The organism is Pedococcus sp. P5_B7 (genome assembly GCF_054049895.1).
Genome location: NZ_JBFULM010000007.1, coordinates 205788 through 221355 on the forward strand (window position 1 = coordinate 205788; position 15568 = coordinate 221355).

Consider the following 15568-nt stretch of genomic DNA (forward strand, 5'->3'; position numbering starts at 1 on the left):
GGTCTCTGACAGGCTGGGCGGTGTGAGCGAGCGCAACGCCGAGGGAGGACGGACCACCGGTCCGCGGGCCCAGTTCTTCGGCGACACCGGCGACGACACGTGGGGCGGGAGGATCGTCGGGATCTTCTTCGCCGGCATCTGGTTGGTGTTCCTCTCCGACGCCTTCAACGCGGCCTGGCAGCAACGGCAGAACCTCCGCGGGGACGGTGGGCTGGTGGTGCTCGTCCTGTTCGTCGTCCTCTACCTGGTGCACTTCTCCCACCTCCGCGCCGCGGTGTGGGGGACAAGGGGCTCCGTCGCGTCGCGCTGGTACGTCACATCGATCGGGATCGCGTCGTGGGCAGGGTTGGCCCTGCTCGCGGCCCTGGCCACTGTCACGGTGGGCCAGAAGGGCGCGGCGACCTGGGTGTTCCTCGCGGTGTCAGGGCTGTGGACCTTCCGGGTCCGCGTGGGACTGGCCATCGGCGCCTGCTTGGTCGCCCTCTACGAGCTGCTCACCTTCCACGTCGACGGCTGGACGCACGACGTCAGCATCAGCATGTCGATGGTGCTGGCCATGCTGGCCGTGACCGGAGGCATGATCGCCTCCCAACGGCAGCGAGCGCTCGCCGAGGCCCGGGAGGAGAACGCCCGCCTCGCCATCCAGGACGAGCGCAACCGGATGGCGCGCGACGTGCACGACATCCTCGGGCACAGCCTCACCGTCATCACGGTGAAGGCCGAGCTGGCCGCCCGGTTGCTCGAGGTCAGCCCCGAACGCGCCAAGGCGGAGGTGGCCGACCTCGAGCGGCTGGCGCGAGACGCACTCGCCGACGTCCGGCAGGCGGTGGCGGGCTTCCGTGAGATGTCCTTGCCGGCCGAGCTGGCCCGGGCCCGCGCGTCCCTCGCGACGGCTGGCATCGAGGCCGACCTGCCCACTGCTGCCGACGCCGTGCCCAGCCACCTGCGCGAGCTCTGCGCGTGGACCCTGCGCGAGGGCGTCACGAACGTCATCCGGCACAGCCGCGCGACGAGCTGCCGGGTGATCCTCGACGAGCACGGGATCACCGTCACGGACGACGGCGCCGGCGTGCAGCCCGGCAGTCCCGGCACGGGGTTGCTGGGCCTCCAGGAGCGCGCCGAGGCTGCCGGCGCCCGCCTCGTGGCGGGATCGCTGGTGCCGCACGGCTACCGGCTGTCGGTCACGGCACCGTCTGACCCGCGACAGTCCGACCCCGACACCCACGAGAGGGTAGAGGCATGATGATCCGACTGCTGCTCGCCGACGACCAGGCGATGGTGCGCGGCGCCCTCGCGACGCTGCTCGGGCTCGAGCCCGACATGGAGGTCGTCGCCGAGGTGGGCAGCGGTGACGAGGTCGTCGCCGCCGCCCGAGCCAGCAAGCCGGACGTGGCGCTCGTGGACGTCGAGATGCCCGGGCTGGACGGCATCGCCGCCACCGCGGCGCTGCACGAGGCGATGCCCGGGGTGCGGGTCCTCATCGTGACCACCTTCGGACGACCGGGGTTCCTCCGTCGGGCGCTCCAGGCCGGTGCGAGCGGGTTCGTCGTCAAGGACACCCCGGCGAGACAGCTCGCCGAGGCGGTGCGCCGGGTGCACTCGGGTCTGCGGGTCGTCGACCCGGCCCTCGCTGCCGACTCGCTCGCGGGGGGCGAGTCGCCGCTGACGGCCCGCGAGACCGAGGTGCTCATCGCGGCGCGCGAGGGTGGCTCGGTCGCCGACATCGCCCGGGACGTCAGCCTCTCCGAGGGGACCGTGCGCAACCACCTGTCCTCCGCGATCGGCAAGACCATGGCGCGCAACCGCGCTGACGCCGTCCGGATCGCCGACGAGTACGGCTGGCTGTAGCCCGTCCGGCGGGAGGTCGGTCTCAGTCGCCGGTGGCGACCGGCCGGCTCGGGTCGGTGATCCACTCGCTCCACGACCCGGCATACAAGGCCGCTTCGACGCCCGCCTCCTCCAGGGCGAGCACCGTGTGCGCGGCGGTCACCCCGGAGCCGCAGTATGCCGCGACCGGACCCACCGGGCCGGCTGCGGGAACTCCCTTGCGGGAGAACAGCTCCCGCAAGACCTCGGCATCGAGGAACCGGTCGTCCGGGCCGAGGTTCTCGGTGGCGGGGGCGCTCACGGCTCCCGGGATGCGGCCGGCCACCGGATCGATGGGCTCGGTCTCGCCACGGAACCTCTCCACGGCGCGTGCGTCGAGCAGGACACCGTCGCTGGCGACTTGGGCCGCCGCGGTGGCGTCGACCACCGGCATCCCACCCGCGTGGGCCTCGAAGGTCCCGGCGCCGGGCTCGGGGAGCTCGCGGGTCACGGGTCCACCGGCGGCGCGCCACGCAGCCAGGCCGCCATCGAGGACGCGCACGTCACTGGCCCCGAAGTAGCGCAGCACCCACCAGGCCCGCGCCGCCCCGAACGACGGACCCTGGTCGTAGACGACGATGCGCGAGTCGTTGTCGGCTCCACACCGCTGGGCGGCGGCTGCGACCGAGTGGGCCTGGGGGAGTGGGTGACGACCCCCGCGACCGGGAGGCCCGGCCAGCTCGGCGTCGAGGTCGACGTGATGGGCCCCCGGGAGGTGCGCCGCGGCATACAGGTCACGCCCCGGTGGTCCGGCCGTCGTCGTGAGGTTCCACTGGACGTCGACGAGCACGACCGAGGCCGGGTCGCGGGTGACGTCGACGAGCAGCTCGTCGGCGCTGATCAGGGCAAGCATTCGGCCAGTCAAGCACCAGATGGGACACTGGTGCCGCCATGACCGCCACCACTGCCTCCCTGCTGCCGCCGCTCACCATCGGGCGCCACACCATCGAGTCGCCGGTCGTGCTGGCGCCGATGGCGGGCATCACCAACCGGGCGTTCCGCAAGCTGTGCCGTGAGTACGGCAACCAGGGGCTGGACCAGGGCGGCGCGAGCGGGGCGACCTCGCTCTACGTCAGCGAGATGATCACGTCCCGGGCGCTCGTGGAACGGACGCCGGAGTCGATGCGGCTGATCGAGCACGACCCGGAGGAGAGCCCGCGGTCGATCCAGCTCTACGGCGTGGACCCCGCCACTGTCGCGGCGGCCGTGCGGATGCTGGTCACCGAGGACCGCGCCGACCACATCGACCTCAACTTCGGCTGCCCCGTGCCCAAGGTCACCCGCAAGGGCGGCGGCGCCGCCCTGCCGTGGAAGCGCGACCTGTTCGAGGCCATCGTCCGCGGGGCGGTGCGCGAGGCGAGCCCGTATGACGTGCCGGTCACCGTGAAGATGCGCAAGGGCATCGACGACGACCACCTGACCTACCTCGAGGCGGGCCTGACCGCGGAGCGGGCCGGTGTCGCGGCCGTGGCGCTCCACGGGCGCACGGCCTCCCAGGCCTACTCCGGCGAAGCCGACTGGACCGCCATCGCGCGGCTCAAGGAGACGGTGAAGACCATCCCGGTGCTCGGCAACGGCGACATCTGGTCGGCCGAGGACGCCGTGCGGATGACCCGTGAGACCGGCTGCGACGGCGTCGTGGTCGGCCGCGGGTGCCTGGGTCGTCCGTGGTTGTTCACCGACCTGGCCGCGGCCTTCGCCGGCGCCCCGGCGCGCGTCGAGCCGACCCTCGGCGAGGTGACCGCCACGATGCGCCGGCACACCGAGTACCTCATCGACTTCTACGACGACGAGTACAAGGCCTGCCGCGACATCCGCAAGCACATCGCTTGGTACCTCAAGGGATTCCCGGCCGGCTCCACCGTGCGCCACCACCTCGCGCTGGTCGACTCGATGGCGGCCCTGGACGAGCTGATCGCGTCGATGGACCCCGACGCGGCGTGGCCGGGTGACGCCGCCGAGGGCCAGCGTGGGCGCGCAGGTTCGCCGCGCCACGTCGCCCTGCCTGAGGGCTGGCTCGACAGCCGCGAGCTCAGCGAGGCGCACCGCGAGGCGGTCGCCGAGGCCGAGTTGTCAGTCTCCGGCGGCTGACCCGACTGAGCCACCTCGGTCCGTCAGGAATCGAGAAGATCGCCGCACGCGCCGTGGCTAGGCTTGGCCGCGCGGCGACCGGGTTGGAGAGGGAGACACGATGAGCAGGGGTAGCACCACGCAGGCGACGTCGACCGGGACGCACCCGGCGGACCGCCACGACCTGATCCGCGTCCACGGTGCGCGCGAGAACAACCTCAAGGACATCAGCGTCGAGATCCCGAAGCGGCGGCTCACGGTGTTCACGGGGGTGTCCGGGTCCGGCAAGAGCTCGCTGGTCTTCAGCACCATCGCCGCCGACTCCCAGCGGATGATCAACGAGACGTACAGCGCCTTCGTGCAGGGGTTCATGCCCTCGCTGGCCCGACCCGATGTCGACCTCCTCGAGGGCCTGACGACCGCGATCATCGTCGACCAGGAGCGGATGGGCGCCAACCCGCGCTCGACCGTGGGCACCGCGACGGACGCCAACGCCATGCTGCGCATCCTCTTCAGCCGCATCGGCGACCCCCAGATCGGCCCGCCCACCGCGTTCTCGTTCAACGTCCCGACCCGCAAGGCCAGCGGGGTGATGAGCACCGAGAAGGCCGGTGGCCGGGTCGAGAAGGCCGTCGTCCAGAACCAGGTCTACCTGGGCGGGATGTGCGCGCGCTGCGAGGGCATGGGCGCGGTCTCCGACTTCGACCTGACCGCGCTGTACGACGAGACGAAGTCGCTGCGCGCGGGCGCCCTGACCGTGCCGGGCTACTCGATGGACGGCTGGTACGGCCGGCTCTTCGAGGGGATGGGGCTCCCGATGGACAAACCGATCGCCTCGTTCACCAAGAAGCAGCTCGAGACGATGCTCTACGCGGAGCCGACCAAGATCAACGTCGAGGGCGTCAACCTGACCTTCGAGGGCATCATCCCGAAGGTCCAGAAGTCGATGCTGTCCAAGGACGTCGAGGCGATGCAGCCGCACGTCCGGCGGTTCGTCGAGCGGGCCATCACCTTCCAGTCGTGTCCTGAGTGCGAGGGCACCCGGCTGAGCAAGGAGGCGCGGTCGTCGAGGATCGGGGGCAGGAACATCGCCGAGCTGTGCACCATGCAGATCAGCGACCTGGCCGGGTGGGTCCGCGACCTCGAGGAGCCCTCGGTCGCACCCCTGCTCGCCGGCCTCCAGCACGCGCTCGACTCGTTCACCGAGATCGGCCTGGGCTACCTCTCCCTCGACCGGTCGGCCGGCACGCTGTCCGGGGGAGAAGCGCAGCGCACCAAGATGATCCGCCACCTCGGCTCGTCGCTCACGGACGTCACCTACGTCTTCGACGAGCCCACCATCGGCTTGCACCCGCACGACATCGAGCAGATGAACGGGCTCCTCCTCCAGCTCCGCGACAAGGGCAACACGGTGCTGGTGGTCGAGCACAAGCCCGAGACCATCGCGATCGCCGACCACGTCATCGACCTGGGTCCCGGTGCCGGGACCGGAGGTGGCACGGTCTGCTTCGAGGGGAGCGTCGAGGGTCTGCGGGCGAGCGACACCACCACTGGTCACCACCTCGACGACCGCGCGGCGATCAAGGACTCGGTGCGCGCGTCCACCGGAGCCATGGAGGTCCGCGGCGCCTCGACGCACAACCTGCGCGACGTGAGCGTCGACATCCCGCTCGGCGTGCTGTGCGTCGTCACCGGTGTCGCCGGCTCGGGCAAGAGCTCGCTCATCCACGGCTCGGTCGCGGGTCGTGACGGCGTGGTCGTCGTCGACCAGGCCGCGATCAAGGGCTCACGCCGCAGCAACCCGGCCACCTACACCGGCCTGCTCGAGCCGATCCGCAAGGCCTTCGCGAAGGCGAACAACGTCAAGCCGGCCCTCTTCAGCTCGAACTCCGAGGGCGCCTGCCCCACGTGCAACGGCGCCGGCGTCATCTTCACCGAGCTGGGGGTGATGGCCACCGTCGAGTCGACCTGCGAGGAGTGCGAGGGCCGCCGCTTCCAGGCCGCCGTGCTCGAGTACACGTTCGGGGGCAAGAACATCGCCGACGTGCTGGACATGTCGGTCACCGAGGCGGAGGCCTTCTTCGCCGACGGTGACGCGAAGACCCCGGCCGCCCACAAGGTGCTCGACCGGCTCGCCGACGTGGGCCTGGGCTACCTCAGCCTGGGCCAGCCGCTCACCACCCTGTCCGGCGGCGAGCGCCAGCGCCTGAAGCTGGCCGCGCAGATGGCGGAGAAGGGTGACGTCTACGTCCTCGACGAGCCGACGACCGGTCTGCACCTCGCCGACGTGGCGAACCTGCTCGGCCTGCTCGACCGGCTCGTGGACTCCGGCAAGTCGGTCATCGTCATCGAGCACCACCAGGCCGTGATGGCCCACGCCGACTGGCTCATCGACCTCGGCCCCGGCGCGGGGCACGACGGTGGGCTGGTGGTTTTCGAGGGCACGCCGGCCGACCTGGTCGCGGACCGCTCGACCCTGACCGGCGAGCACCTCGCGCTCTACGTGGGTGCCTGACCCGGCGCCGGGAGGACCGACGCCAGCCGGGCGACCGCCTCGGGCACCTGCTCGACGGTGATCCGGCGGAACCCCATCGCCAGGCCGGGGCGGGGCGTGCCGCCCTGGAACCGCACCGACACGGGTTCGAGCGCGACCCCGGCCCTAGCGGCTGCCGCAGCCACCGCCACGTCGTCGACCGTGCGGTCGGTGAAGTAGGTGCACACGTGGAGGCCGGCGGCCGAGGGAAGCACCTCGAGGACGCCGTGGGGCAGCGTGGCGAGGCCATCGAGGAGGGCCTGCCTGCGCACCGCGTAGAGCTTGGTGACCTTGCGGACGTGGGCCGACAGCAACCCCTCGCCCATGAACCGGGCCAACGCTCCTTGGGTAACGGCGTCACCCTGCCAGTCGGTGAGCAGCTTGGCCTGGCGCAACGTCTCCTGGAGTGACCGAGGGGCGATCAGGTAACCGACCCGCAGCGAGGGCATGAGGGTCTTGGAGAACGAGCCGACGTAGACGACGCGACCGTCACGGTCGAGGTTCTGCAGCGGCGCGAGGGGGCGGTCCTCGAACCGGAACTCGCTGTCGTAGTCGTCCTCGACGATGACGACGTTGCGCCGAGAGGCCCACTCCAGCAAGGCGATCCGGCGTCGTAGCGACATCACCGCACCGGTCGGGAACTGGTGGGACGGCGTCACGTACACCATCCGCGCGGCGCCGGGCAGGTCGTCGACGACGAGACCTTCCTCGTCGACCCGGACCGGCCGCACCCTGGCGCCGTGCGAGGCGAAGAGCCTGGTGGCCGCCGTGTAGCCCGGGTCCTCGACCACGACGACGTCACCCGGGTCGAGCACTGCCCGCGCGACCACGTCGAGGGCCTGTTGGGCGCCGTTGGTGAGGAGCACGTCCTCGGGGCTGGCGACCACCGACCTGGCCAGACCGGCATACCTCGCGACCTCGGCCTGCAGCCCCGGGTGGCCACCGCCCTCGTAGGCGGAGGCGGCGAGCAACGACGGCCGCAGGGTCGCGGACACCAGCCGGCGCCACACGGCGAGGGGGAAGAGCGTGGTGTCAGGTCCGCCGACCGACAGGTCGAAGTCGGTGGGTGCCGCGTCAGGCACCGGTGGTGGGAGCGCCGACCACACCTCCCGGGGGCGGAGGTCGCCGACCGGGGCCCGTCGGGCCCGCCGTGGCTCGATGTCGGCGCACACGAACGTCCCGGCGCCGACGCGGGTCACCAGGAAGCCCTCGGCCGTCAGCCGGTCGTAGGCCGTGGTGACCGTGCCGCGGGCGACGCCCAGTGACGACGCGAGCTCGCGACTGGGTGGGAGCCGCTCTCCGGCGGCCAGCCGGCCGTCGAGGATCGCCTCGAGCAGCTCGCGGTAGATGGTCGCGGACCGGTCGCCGGTCGTGGCGGGATCGAGGTGCAGGTCCACCTCCACAGGGTAGGGCGTAGACCGGAAATTGGCTCAATCAGTTTGCCCTCAAGTGGACCTTCTGACCGGGCCAATGAGCGGCGAGGCTGGTCCCATGACGAGCACCCCGACGACGGCGCGGTTGAGCATCCCCCAGGGCACCGCCCTGTCCATCGGTGCCGTGCTCGGCACCGGGGTCATCACACTGCCGGCCATCGCGGCCGGGATCGCCGGACCGGCCTCCCTCGTGGCCTGGGCCGCGCTGGTGGTGCTGAGCATCCCGCTCGCATCGACCTTCGCCGCGATGGGGGCCCGCTTCCCGGACAGCGGGGGAGTCTCGACCTACGTGCGGCGCGCCTTCGGTCCGCGAGCCTCGGCCGCCGTCGGCTGGTGCTTCTACTTCGCGGTCCCGGTGGGGGCCCCACCGGCGTCGCTGATGGCCGGGCACTACGTGTCCGACGCGGTGGGTGGCGGGCGGATGGTCTCCGTCGCGGTGGCCGCGAGCCTCATCGTCGGGGTCGCGCTGATGAACGCCGCCGGGCTCCGGCTGTCGGGCCGGGCCCAGCTGGGGCTGACCGCGGTGCTCGCGACCCTGATGCTGGTGACCATCGTCGCCGCCCTGCCGCACGCGTCGTGGGACAACCTGCGGCCGTTCGCGCCGCACGGCTGGGGGGCCGTGGGCTCGGCGGCGGCACTGCTGGTGTGGGGGTTCGCCGGCTGGGAGGCCGTGGCCTCCCTCGCGGGTGACTACCGGCGCCCGGCTCGGGACGTGCCCCGGGCGACCGCCATCGCGCTGGTGGTCGTCGGCACCCTGTACCTCGCGCTCGCGGCCACCAGCCTGATGGTGCTCGGGCCGGCGACCGGAACCAGTGCGGCGCCCCTGTCGGACCTGTTGGCAGCGGGCGTCGGCGGCGAGGTCCGGATCGTCACCGCCGTGGTGGCCGTCCTGCTCACGGTCGGGGCCATGAACGCCTACTACGCGGGCGGCTCGCGGCTGGGGGCTGCGTTGGCGCGCGACGGTGCCCTCCCGGCATACCTGGCGGTGGATGCGGAGAAGGGTGGCGTGCCGCGGCGCAGCCTGGCCCTCATCGCCGGGCAGTCCGTGCTCTGGTTGGTGGCCTCGGAGGTGCTGCACCTCGGGCTCACCCCGCTGATGCTGTTGGCCACGGGCTGCTTCACGCTGGTCTACGTCCTGGGGACCGCTGCGGCTGTGCGCCTCCTGGACCGCGGCTCACGAGCCTGGTGGACCGCCGTGGTCGCGCTGGTCTCGGTGCTGGGCCTGCTGGTGATGAACGGCTGGCACGTGGTGTGGGCGCTCGGTGTCGCCGCTTCGGCGGTGGCCTACCGGGTGTGGCACGACCGTCGGGGGGTCGTGGCAGGCTGCGTCCATGGGTACGACGAAGCCGATGCGGATCGGGACGCCGGGCGGGACCGCGGAGCGCCCGGCGACGTTCTTCTCGGGGCCTGAGGAGTTCGGCGCCTGGCTCGCCGCCAACCACGACACCGCCACCGAGCTCTGGATGGGTCTCTCCAAGAAGCACGTGCCCGACCGCGGTCTGACCTGGGAGCAGGCGGTCATCGAGGCGCTCTGCTGGGGCTGGATCGACTCGGTCGCCCAGCGGATCGACGAGGACACCACCCGCCAGCGCTGGACGCCCCGCAAGTCCACCAGCAACTGGAGCGCCATCAACATCGCCGCGGTCGAGCGGCTCAAGGCAGAGGGGCGGATGCAGCCACCGGGGCTGGCCGCCTACGCCCTGCGCCGCGAGGACCGTTCGGGGGTCTACTCCTACGAGAGCGCGGGCCAGCTCGAGCTGCCGCCGGAGTATGCCGCGCGGCTGGCGGGCGACGCGGCCGCCAGTGCCTTCTGGGAGATCGCCACGGCGTCCTACCGGAAGCTCGCCGTGCACTGGGTGGTGACCGCCAAGCAGGAGGCCACCCGCGCGAAGCGGATGGCCCAGCTGGTCGAGGACAGCGCAGCGGGGCGGCTGATCCCCAGCCAGCGCTACGGCACCCAGCCTAAGTGGGTGGAGCGGGCCGCCGAGGCAGCGCGGGCCGCCCGGTCGTAGGCTCGCGAGCGTGGCGTACAGCGCGGTCGACCGTGAGCGGTGGGTGCGGGAAGACCCTGCCACGAAACGGGCCGACCGGGACGACTTCTCCCGCGACCGGGCCCGGCTGGTGCACTCCGCGTCGCTGCGCCGTCTGTCGGCCAAGACCCAGGTGGTGCAGCCCGGCGACGACGACTTCGTGCGCAACCGGCTCACGCACAGCCTCGAGGTCGCCCAGATCGGCCGCGAGTTCGGGCAGGCGCTCGGCTGCAGCGCCGACGTCGTCGACTCGGCCTGCCTGGCCCACGACCTCGGGCACCCACCCTTCGGCCACAACGGCGAGCGCGCCCTCGACGAGATCGCCGCCGAGATCGGCGGGTTCGAGGGCAACGCCCAGACCCTGCGGCTGCTGACCCGGCTGGAGCCCAAGCGGGTCCACCCGGACGGCCGACCAGCAGGGCTCAACCTGACCCGGGCGACCCTCGACGCCGCCACGAAGTACCCGTGGCGCCGCGGCGCGGGGGACGACGGTGCCGCGGCCAAGTTCGGTGTCTACGTCGACGACCTGCCGGTCTTCGAGTGGTTCAGAGACGGCCGGCCGGACGGGCAGCGGTGCCTCGAGGCAGACGTCATGGACTGGTCGGACGACGTCGCCTACTCCGTGCACGACGTCGAGGACGCGATCGCCTCGGGCCGCCTCGACGTGCGCCGCCTCCGCGACCGCACCGACGTCGACTCGGTGCTCGCGGTGGCCACCGGCCTGTACGCCGCGGACCTCGGGGTGGACGCCCTCGGCGCTGCGCTGGAACGCGTGCTCGCCAGCGGTGCCGTGCCCACGGCATACGACGGGTCACGGGTGGACCGGGCGGCGCTCAAGGACATGACGTCGCGGCTCATCGGCCGGTTCGTCCACGGGGTGGAGGTGGCCACCCGCGAGCGGCACGGTGACGGGCCGCTGACCCGCTACGCCGCCGACCTGGTCGTTCCGGACGAGACACGGGCCGAGTGTGCCGTGCTCAAGGCCGTGGCGGCGCACTTCGTCATGCACGCCCTGGAGCGGGTCGACGTGCTGAGCCGGCAGCGGGAGGTGGTGGCCGACCTGGTGACCGGTTACCAGCAGGACCCGGTCGGACGGCTCGACCCCGACCTGCTCGGCGACTGGAAGGCGGCCACGGACGACGCCGAGGCGTTGCGGGTCGTGGTCGACCAGGTCGCATCGCTGACCGACGTGCGCGCGGAGTACCTGCACCACGCCTGGTCCTGACCTCATGGTCGGCCACGACGAGTCATGGCCACCACCTAGACTCAACCGCGACAAGGAGGGCCAGTGGCGGGTCGGATCAAGGCCGAGGACGTCGCGCTCGTCAAGGAGCGCTCGTCCATCGAGGATGTCGTGCGCGAGCACGTGACCCTGCGACCTGCCGGCCCGGGTTCGATGAAGGGCCTGTGTCCCTTCCACGACGAGAAGACCCCCTCCTTCAACATCCGTCCCGTGGTCGGCGCGTGGCACTGCTTCGGCTGCGGCGAGGGCGGCGACGTCATCTCGTTCGTCCAGAAGGTCGAGCACCTCACCTTCAGCGAGGCCATCGAGCGGCTGGCCCAGAAGCTCGGCATGGAGCTGCACTACGAGGAGGGTGGCCGGCCCCGTGACGGCGAGACCCTCGGGCGGCGCTCGCGGCTGGTCGAGGCGCACCGGGTGGCGCAGGAGTTCTACCACCACGCCCTGCTCAACGCGCCCGAGGCCCGGGTGGGCCGCGACTTCCTGCGTGAGCGCGGGTTCGACAGCGAGGCGGCCAAGAAGTTCGGCGTGGGCTTCGCGCCCCGCGGTGGCGAGGAGCTGTCGCGCCACCTGCGCTCCAAGGGTTTCACCGACGAGGAGGTCACCCTGGCCGGTCTCTCGGGTCGGGGCAGCCGCGGGCTCTACGACCGCTTCCGGGGGCGGCTGGTCTGGCCGATCCGCGACATCACCGGCGACACGGTGGGGTTCGGCGCGCGCCGGCTGTTCGAGGACGACCGGATCGCCGCCAAGTACCTCAACACCTCCGAGACCCCCATCTACAAGAAGTCGACCGTCCTCTACGGCCTCGATGCGGCCAAGAAGTCGATCGCGGGCGACCGCAAGGCGGTCATCGTCGAGGGCTACACCGACGTGATGGCATGCCACCTGGCCGGCATCGAGGGCGCCGTGGCCACGTGCGGCACGTCGTTCGGTGTCGACCACATCAAGCTGCTGCGCCGGATCATGCGCGACGAGGCCGACCTCGCCCCAGCCCGGGTGGTCTTCACGTTCGACGGCGACGCCGCGGGGCAGAAGGCCGCCATGCGGGCGTTCGGCGAGGACCAGCGGTGGGCCTCGCAGTCGTTCGTGGCCGTGGCCGAGGGCGGGATGGACCCGTGCGAGCTGCGCATCGCCCAAGGCGACGACGCGGTGCGTCACCTCATCGACGACGCGGTGCCGATGTTCGAGTTCGCCGTCCGCACGACGATCGCCCGGTTCGACCTGACGACTGCCGAGGGCCGGGTCCAGGGGATGCGTGCCGCCGCTCCCATCGTGAACTCGATCCGGGACAGCTCGATGCGCCCCGAGTACATCCGCACGGTCGCCGGGTGGATCGGGGTCGAGGTCGAGCAGGTGCAGGCGGAGGTGTCCCGCGCCCAGCGGATGGCCGCCCGTGACGCCAAGGAGGCTGCGGAGTCCCCGGCTGGTCGCGAGGGTCGGCCCGGGCAGCACGAGCGCTCGCGCGAGGCGGTCGTCAACCGGCCCGACGCCGACACGGTGCCCGAGCCCTCCATCGAGGAGGCGCGCGCCGCGCTGCCCGCCCCCGACCTGCGCGACCCCATCGTCTTCGCCGAGCGGCAGCTGCTCCAGACGTTGCTGCAGTACCCCGACAGCTTCGCCCCCGATGACGTCGACAAGGTCTCGGCCGACGCGTTCACCGCTCCTGCCCACCGGGCGGTCTTCGACGGGGTCCGCGGAGCCGGCGGGCCACAGCGGGGGCTGTCCGTCCAGGCCTGGGCCGACCGGGTGACGCAGGCAGCGCCGCTGGCCGTGCACGGGCTCGTCGCCGAGCTGGCGGTCGCGTCACTGCCGACCAGGTTCGACAAGGCGACCGGGCTGCCGGAGCGCCGCTACATCGACGCGTTGCTCACCCGCGTCCAGGAGGTCTCCTTGACCCGCAGGATCGCCGACGCGATGTCGGCCATGCGCAGGATGGCGACCGACCCGCACACCGACCCTGCCCTCGCGCGCAGCCTGAGCGGGGAGCTCCAGGAGCTCCAGCGCGAGCTGGCGACGCTGCGCGACCAGGCCTCGTGATGGCGATCTCGCTGCGCCGCCCAGAGCGGCTGCCGGCCGAGGTGCGCTCCGCCGTGGGGCTCGCGTCGGGGGAGCGGGTGCTCAGCTGGGGTCGCGAGGAAGCCAGCGGCGCGACCGTGGTCGCCACCAACCATGCCCTGTATGCCGTCGACGCGGCCGGGGAGCGAACGCTCCACCGCCCGTGGCACGAGGTGGACGGCGGCACCTGGTCGGCCGAGCTCAGCACCCTCACGGTCACCTGGGTCGACGGCTCGCGGCCCTCGCAGTGGGTGCTGGGCGCCACGAGCCTGGTGCCGGAGACCCTGCGCGAGCGCGTCCAGGCAAGCGTGGTGCTGGCCCAGCGGATCGAGCTCGGACCTCGCCGGACGGCCAAGGTGGCCGTGCGGCAGGACCTCGCGGGCGGCGGTCTGGTCGAGCAGGTGGTGCTCGGCCGAGGGGTGCGCGCCGACGACCCCGAGCTGGTCGCCCGCACCGAGGCGGTGCTGGTCTACCTGCGCGAGCAGGTCGGGCTCTAGGGACGCTGCGGCGACCCTCCACCCGCGCCTCCACCCGTTTTCAGAACTGCGCGCATCCTTTGCTATGGTTGCGCAGCGCCGAACGCGGGGGACCGCCGACGGACTTTCCCCTGTAGCTCAATTGGCAGAGCAGCCGACTGTTAATCGGCAGGTTGTTGGTTCGAGTCCAACCGGGGGAGCCACCCCACCAACGAGGCCCCAGACCATCAGGTCCGGGGCCTTCGTCGTGCCGTCGGCGGGCGTTCAGGCGGTCGTGTCCGCCGCTGCGGGGGCAGGGACGGCTGCGGCCTCGCGGATCGTGGTCCGCCCACGACGCGAGAGCCGGCGCTGCACCCGACTCGCGATCACGGTGAGGGTGAAGTTGATGAGGATGAACAGCAGCGCCGCCACGATGTAGGCCGGCAGGGTGTTGGCGAACGCCGACCCCAGGGTCTTGGACCAGACGAGCAGCTCGCCGTAGGTGATCGAGTAGCCCAGCGCCGAGTCCTTGAGGATGACGACGAACTGGCCGATCAGGGCGGGCAGCATGGCGGTGATGGCCTGCGGCAGCTGGATCGAGCGCAGCGTCTGCGACTCCGTCAGCCCGATGGACAGGCCCGCCTCGGACTGGCCCTTCGGCAGGGAGAAGACACCGGAACGAACCAGCTCCGCGATGACGGACCCGTTGTAGAGCGTCAGCCCGGTGACGACGCCGGCGAGGGGAGCAGTCTCGCTCGAGAACACGCCGGCTCGCGAGTAGTAGCCGTAGCTGGCGATCATCATGATCAGCACCGGGACGGCGCGGAAGAACTCCACGACCACGCCGGACGCCCAGCGGATCGGCGTGATGCTCGAGAGCCGACCGATGCCGAACAGCAGCCCGAAGGCGATGGCCAGCGCGATGGAGATCACTGCGGCCTTCAGCGTGCCCCACAGGCCGATGAGGAGGTAGTCGCGCCAGACCGAGCGGTCCGTCACGAACGGCTTCCACATGTAGCCCTCGAGCTGGTTGGCCGTCTGCATCTTGCGGACGACCACGTAGCCGATCGCGAGGACGAGCAGGACGCCGACGACCGACAGGATGGCGTGCCGCCGGCGAGCACGGGGCCCTGGAGCGTCGAACAGGACGGAGGCGCTCATCGCTTCACCGCCAGGCGACGCGACAGCGAGGTGAAGAAGACTCCAAGGGGCAGCGTCAGGATGACGAAGCCGAGCGCGAAGATGAAGAAGACCGACAGCGTGCCGGTCTCGTTCTCGATGATCTTCTGCATCAGCCCGCCCGCCTCGGCCGCCACGATGACTGCGGTGACCGTCGTGTTCTTGACGAGGGCGATGAAGTTGGACCCGAGCGGGGCAACGGCGCCCCGGAAGGCCTGCGGCAGGATCACCTCACGCATGCTCTGGGAGAAGGTCAGCCCGATCGACCGGGAGGCCTCGGCCTGACCGACCGGCACGGTGTTGACTCCCGACCTGAGGGCCTCGCAGACGAACGCCGCGTGGTAGATCGACAGCATCACGGCCGACCATCGCAGCGCGTTCTGCGTGATGTCCTGCTGGTCGAGGTTGAGGCCGAGGATGTAGGTCAGGCCCAGGATGCTGAAGACCATGAGCAGGGTCAGCGGCGTGTTGCGGAAGACGTTGACGTACCACGCGCCCAGCAGCCGCAGGACGCGCACCGGCGACAGCCGCATGACTGCGACGAGGGTGCCGATGACCAGCGAGCCGATGCCCGCCACGACGGCGAGCCGGATCGTGACCCAGAACGCCTTGAGGATCTCGGAACCGTAAGTGCTCAGGATGTCGCCCATGCAGGGATGCCTTCCGTCGCTGGGGTGGTGCGGACAAAGGCCGCGGCATGCCGCGCG

Annotated in this window: 13 protein-coding genes and 1 tRNA gene; 10 read left to right on the plus strand and 4 right to left on the minus strand. The window is 71.6% G+C overall.

Annotation, left to right across the window (positions count from 1 at the left end; genetic code table 11):
* The first annotated feature begins 22 nt into the window (after nucleotides 1-22).
* Together ACXJKD_RS16975 and ACXJKD_RS16980 are read left to right on the plus strand one after the other, a co-directional pair.
* A complete protein-coding gene (locus ACXJKD_RS16975; RefSeq protein WP_457255830.1) occupies nucleotides 23-1243 on the plus strand; it encodes a sensor histidine kinase in 1221 nt (406 codons plus the stop codon).
* The gene (locus tag ACXJKD_RS16980; RefSeq protein ID WP_457255886.1) at nucleotides 1243-1848 is read left to right on the plus strand and encodes a response regulator; all 606 of its coding nucleotides are present in this window, start codon (nucleotides 1243-1245) and stop codon (nucleotides 1846-1848) included. Before ACXJKD_RS16975 ends, ACXJKD_RS16980 begins: the two co-directional genes overlap by 1 nt.
* 22 nt (nucleotides 1849-1870) lie before the next feature.
* Here the strand turns inward: ACXJKD_RS16980 and ACXJKD_RS16985 are convergent, their stop codons facing one another.
* Complete coding sequence (locus ACXJKD_RS16985) at nucleotides 1871-2719, minus strand: sulfurtransferase (protein WP_457255832.1); 849 nt, start codon at nucleotides 2717-2719, stop codon at nucleotides 1871-1873.
* Nucleotides 2720-2757: 38 nt separating this feature from the next.
* Between ACXJKD_RS16985 and dusB the strand changes: the two genes are divergently transcribed.
* Nucleotides 2758-3957 (plus strand): tRNA dihydrouridine synthase DusB, encoded by a 1200-nt coding sequence (gene dusB, locus ACXJKD_RS16990; protein ID WP_457255834.1) that lies wholly within the window; start codon nucleotides 2758-2760, stop codon nucleotides 3955-3957.
* A 100-nt stretch (nucleotides 3958-4057) separates the two neighbouring features.
* A complete protein-coding gene (locus tag ACXJKD_RS16995; protein ID WP_457255836.1) occupies nucleotides 4058-6451 on the plus strand; it encodes an ATP-binding cassette domain-containing protein in 2394 nt (797 codons plus the stop codon).
* On the opposite strand, the gene pdxR is transcribed toward ACXJKD_RS16995, so the two are convergent.
* Nucleotides 6436-7866 (minus strand): MocR-like pyridoxine biosynthesis transcription factor PdxR, encoded by a 1431-nt coding sequence (gene pdxR, locus ACXJKD_RS17000; RefSeq protein ID WP_457255838.1) that lies wholly within the window; start codon nucleotides 7864-7866, stop codon nucleotides 6436-6438. The genes ACXJKD_RS16995 and pdxR overlap by 16 nt on opposite strands.
* 94 nt (nucleotides 7867-7960) lie before the next feature.
* Between pdxR and ACXJKD_RS17005 the strand changes: the two genes are divergently transcribed.
* The 6 genes from ACXJKD_RS17005 to ACXJKD_RS17030 all read left to right on the plus strand — a co-directional run bounded on the left by ACXJKD_RS17005 (nucleotide 7961) and on the right by ACXJKD_RS17030 (nucleotide 13906).
* The gene (locus ACXJKD_RS17005; RefSeq protein WP_457255840.1) at nucleotides 7961-9313 is read left to right on the plus strand and encodes an amino acid permease; all 1353 of its coding nucleotides are present in this window, start codon (nucleotides 7961-7963) and stop codon (nucleotides 9311-9313) included.
* Entirely contained in the window at nucleotides 9234-9914 is a 681-nt protein-coding gene (locus ACXJKD_RS17010; RefSeq protein ID WP_457255842.1) for a YdeI/OmpD-associated family protein, read from the plus strand. The genes ACXJKD_RS17005 and ACXJKD_RS17010 overlap by 80 nt, the downstream gene beginning before the upstream one ends.
* A gap of 10 nt (nucleotides 9915-9924) precedes the next feature.
* Nucleotides 9925-11157: a deoxyguanosinetriphosphate triphosphohydrolase gene (locus ACXJKD_RS17015; protein WP_457255843.1), complete on the plus strand. Its 1233-nt coding sequence runs from the start codon at nucleotides 9925-9927 to the stop codon at nucleotides 11155-11157.
* A 63-nt stretch (nucleotides 11158-11220) separates the two neighbouring features.
* A complete protein-coding gene (gene dnaG, locus ACXJKD_RS17020) occupies nucleotides 11221-13209 on the plus strand; it encodes a DNA primase (RefSeq protein ID WP_457255845.1) in 1989 nt (662 codons plus the stop codon).
* Nucleotides 13209-13724: a hypothetical protein gene (locus ACXJKD_RS17025; RefSeq protein WP_457255847.1), complete on the plus strand. Its 516-nt coding sequence runs from the start codon at nucleotides 13209-13211 to the stop codon at nucleotides 13722-13724. The genes dnaG and ACXJKD_RS17025 overlap by 1 nt, the downstream gene beginning before the upstream one ends.
* A 106-nt stretch (nucleotides 13725-13830) precedes the next feature.
* Nucleotides 13831-13906 (plus strand) — tRNA-Asn (locus tag ACXJKD_RS17030).
* Between the two features lie 61 nt (nucleotides 13907-13967).
* Here the strand turns inward: ACXJKD_RS17030 and ACXJKD_RS17035 are convergent.
* A complete protein-coding gene (locus ACXJKD_RS17035; RefSeq protein ID WP_457255848.1) occupies nucleotides 13968-14843 on the minus strand; it encodes an amino acid ABC transporter permease in 876 nt (291 codons plus the stop codon).
* Nucleotides 14840-15511 (minus strand): amino acid ABC transporter permease, encoded by a 672-nt coding sequence (locus ACXJKD_RS17040; protein ID WP_457255849.1) that lies wholly within the window; start codon nucleotides 15509-15511, stop codon nucleotides 14840-14842. Before ACXJKD_RS17040 ends, ACXJKD_RS17035 begins: the two co-directional genes overlap by 4 nt.
* Nucleotides 15512-15568: the final 57 nt, after the last annotated feature.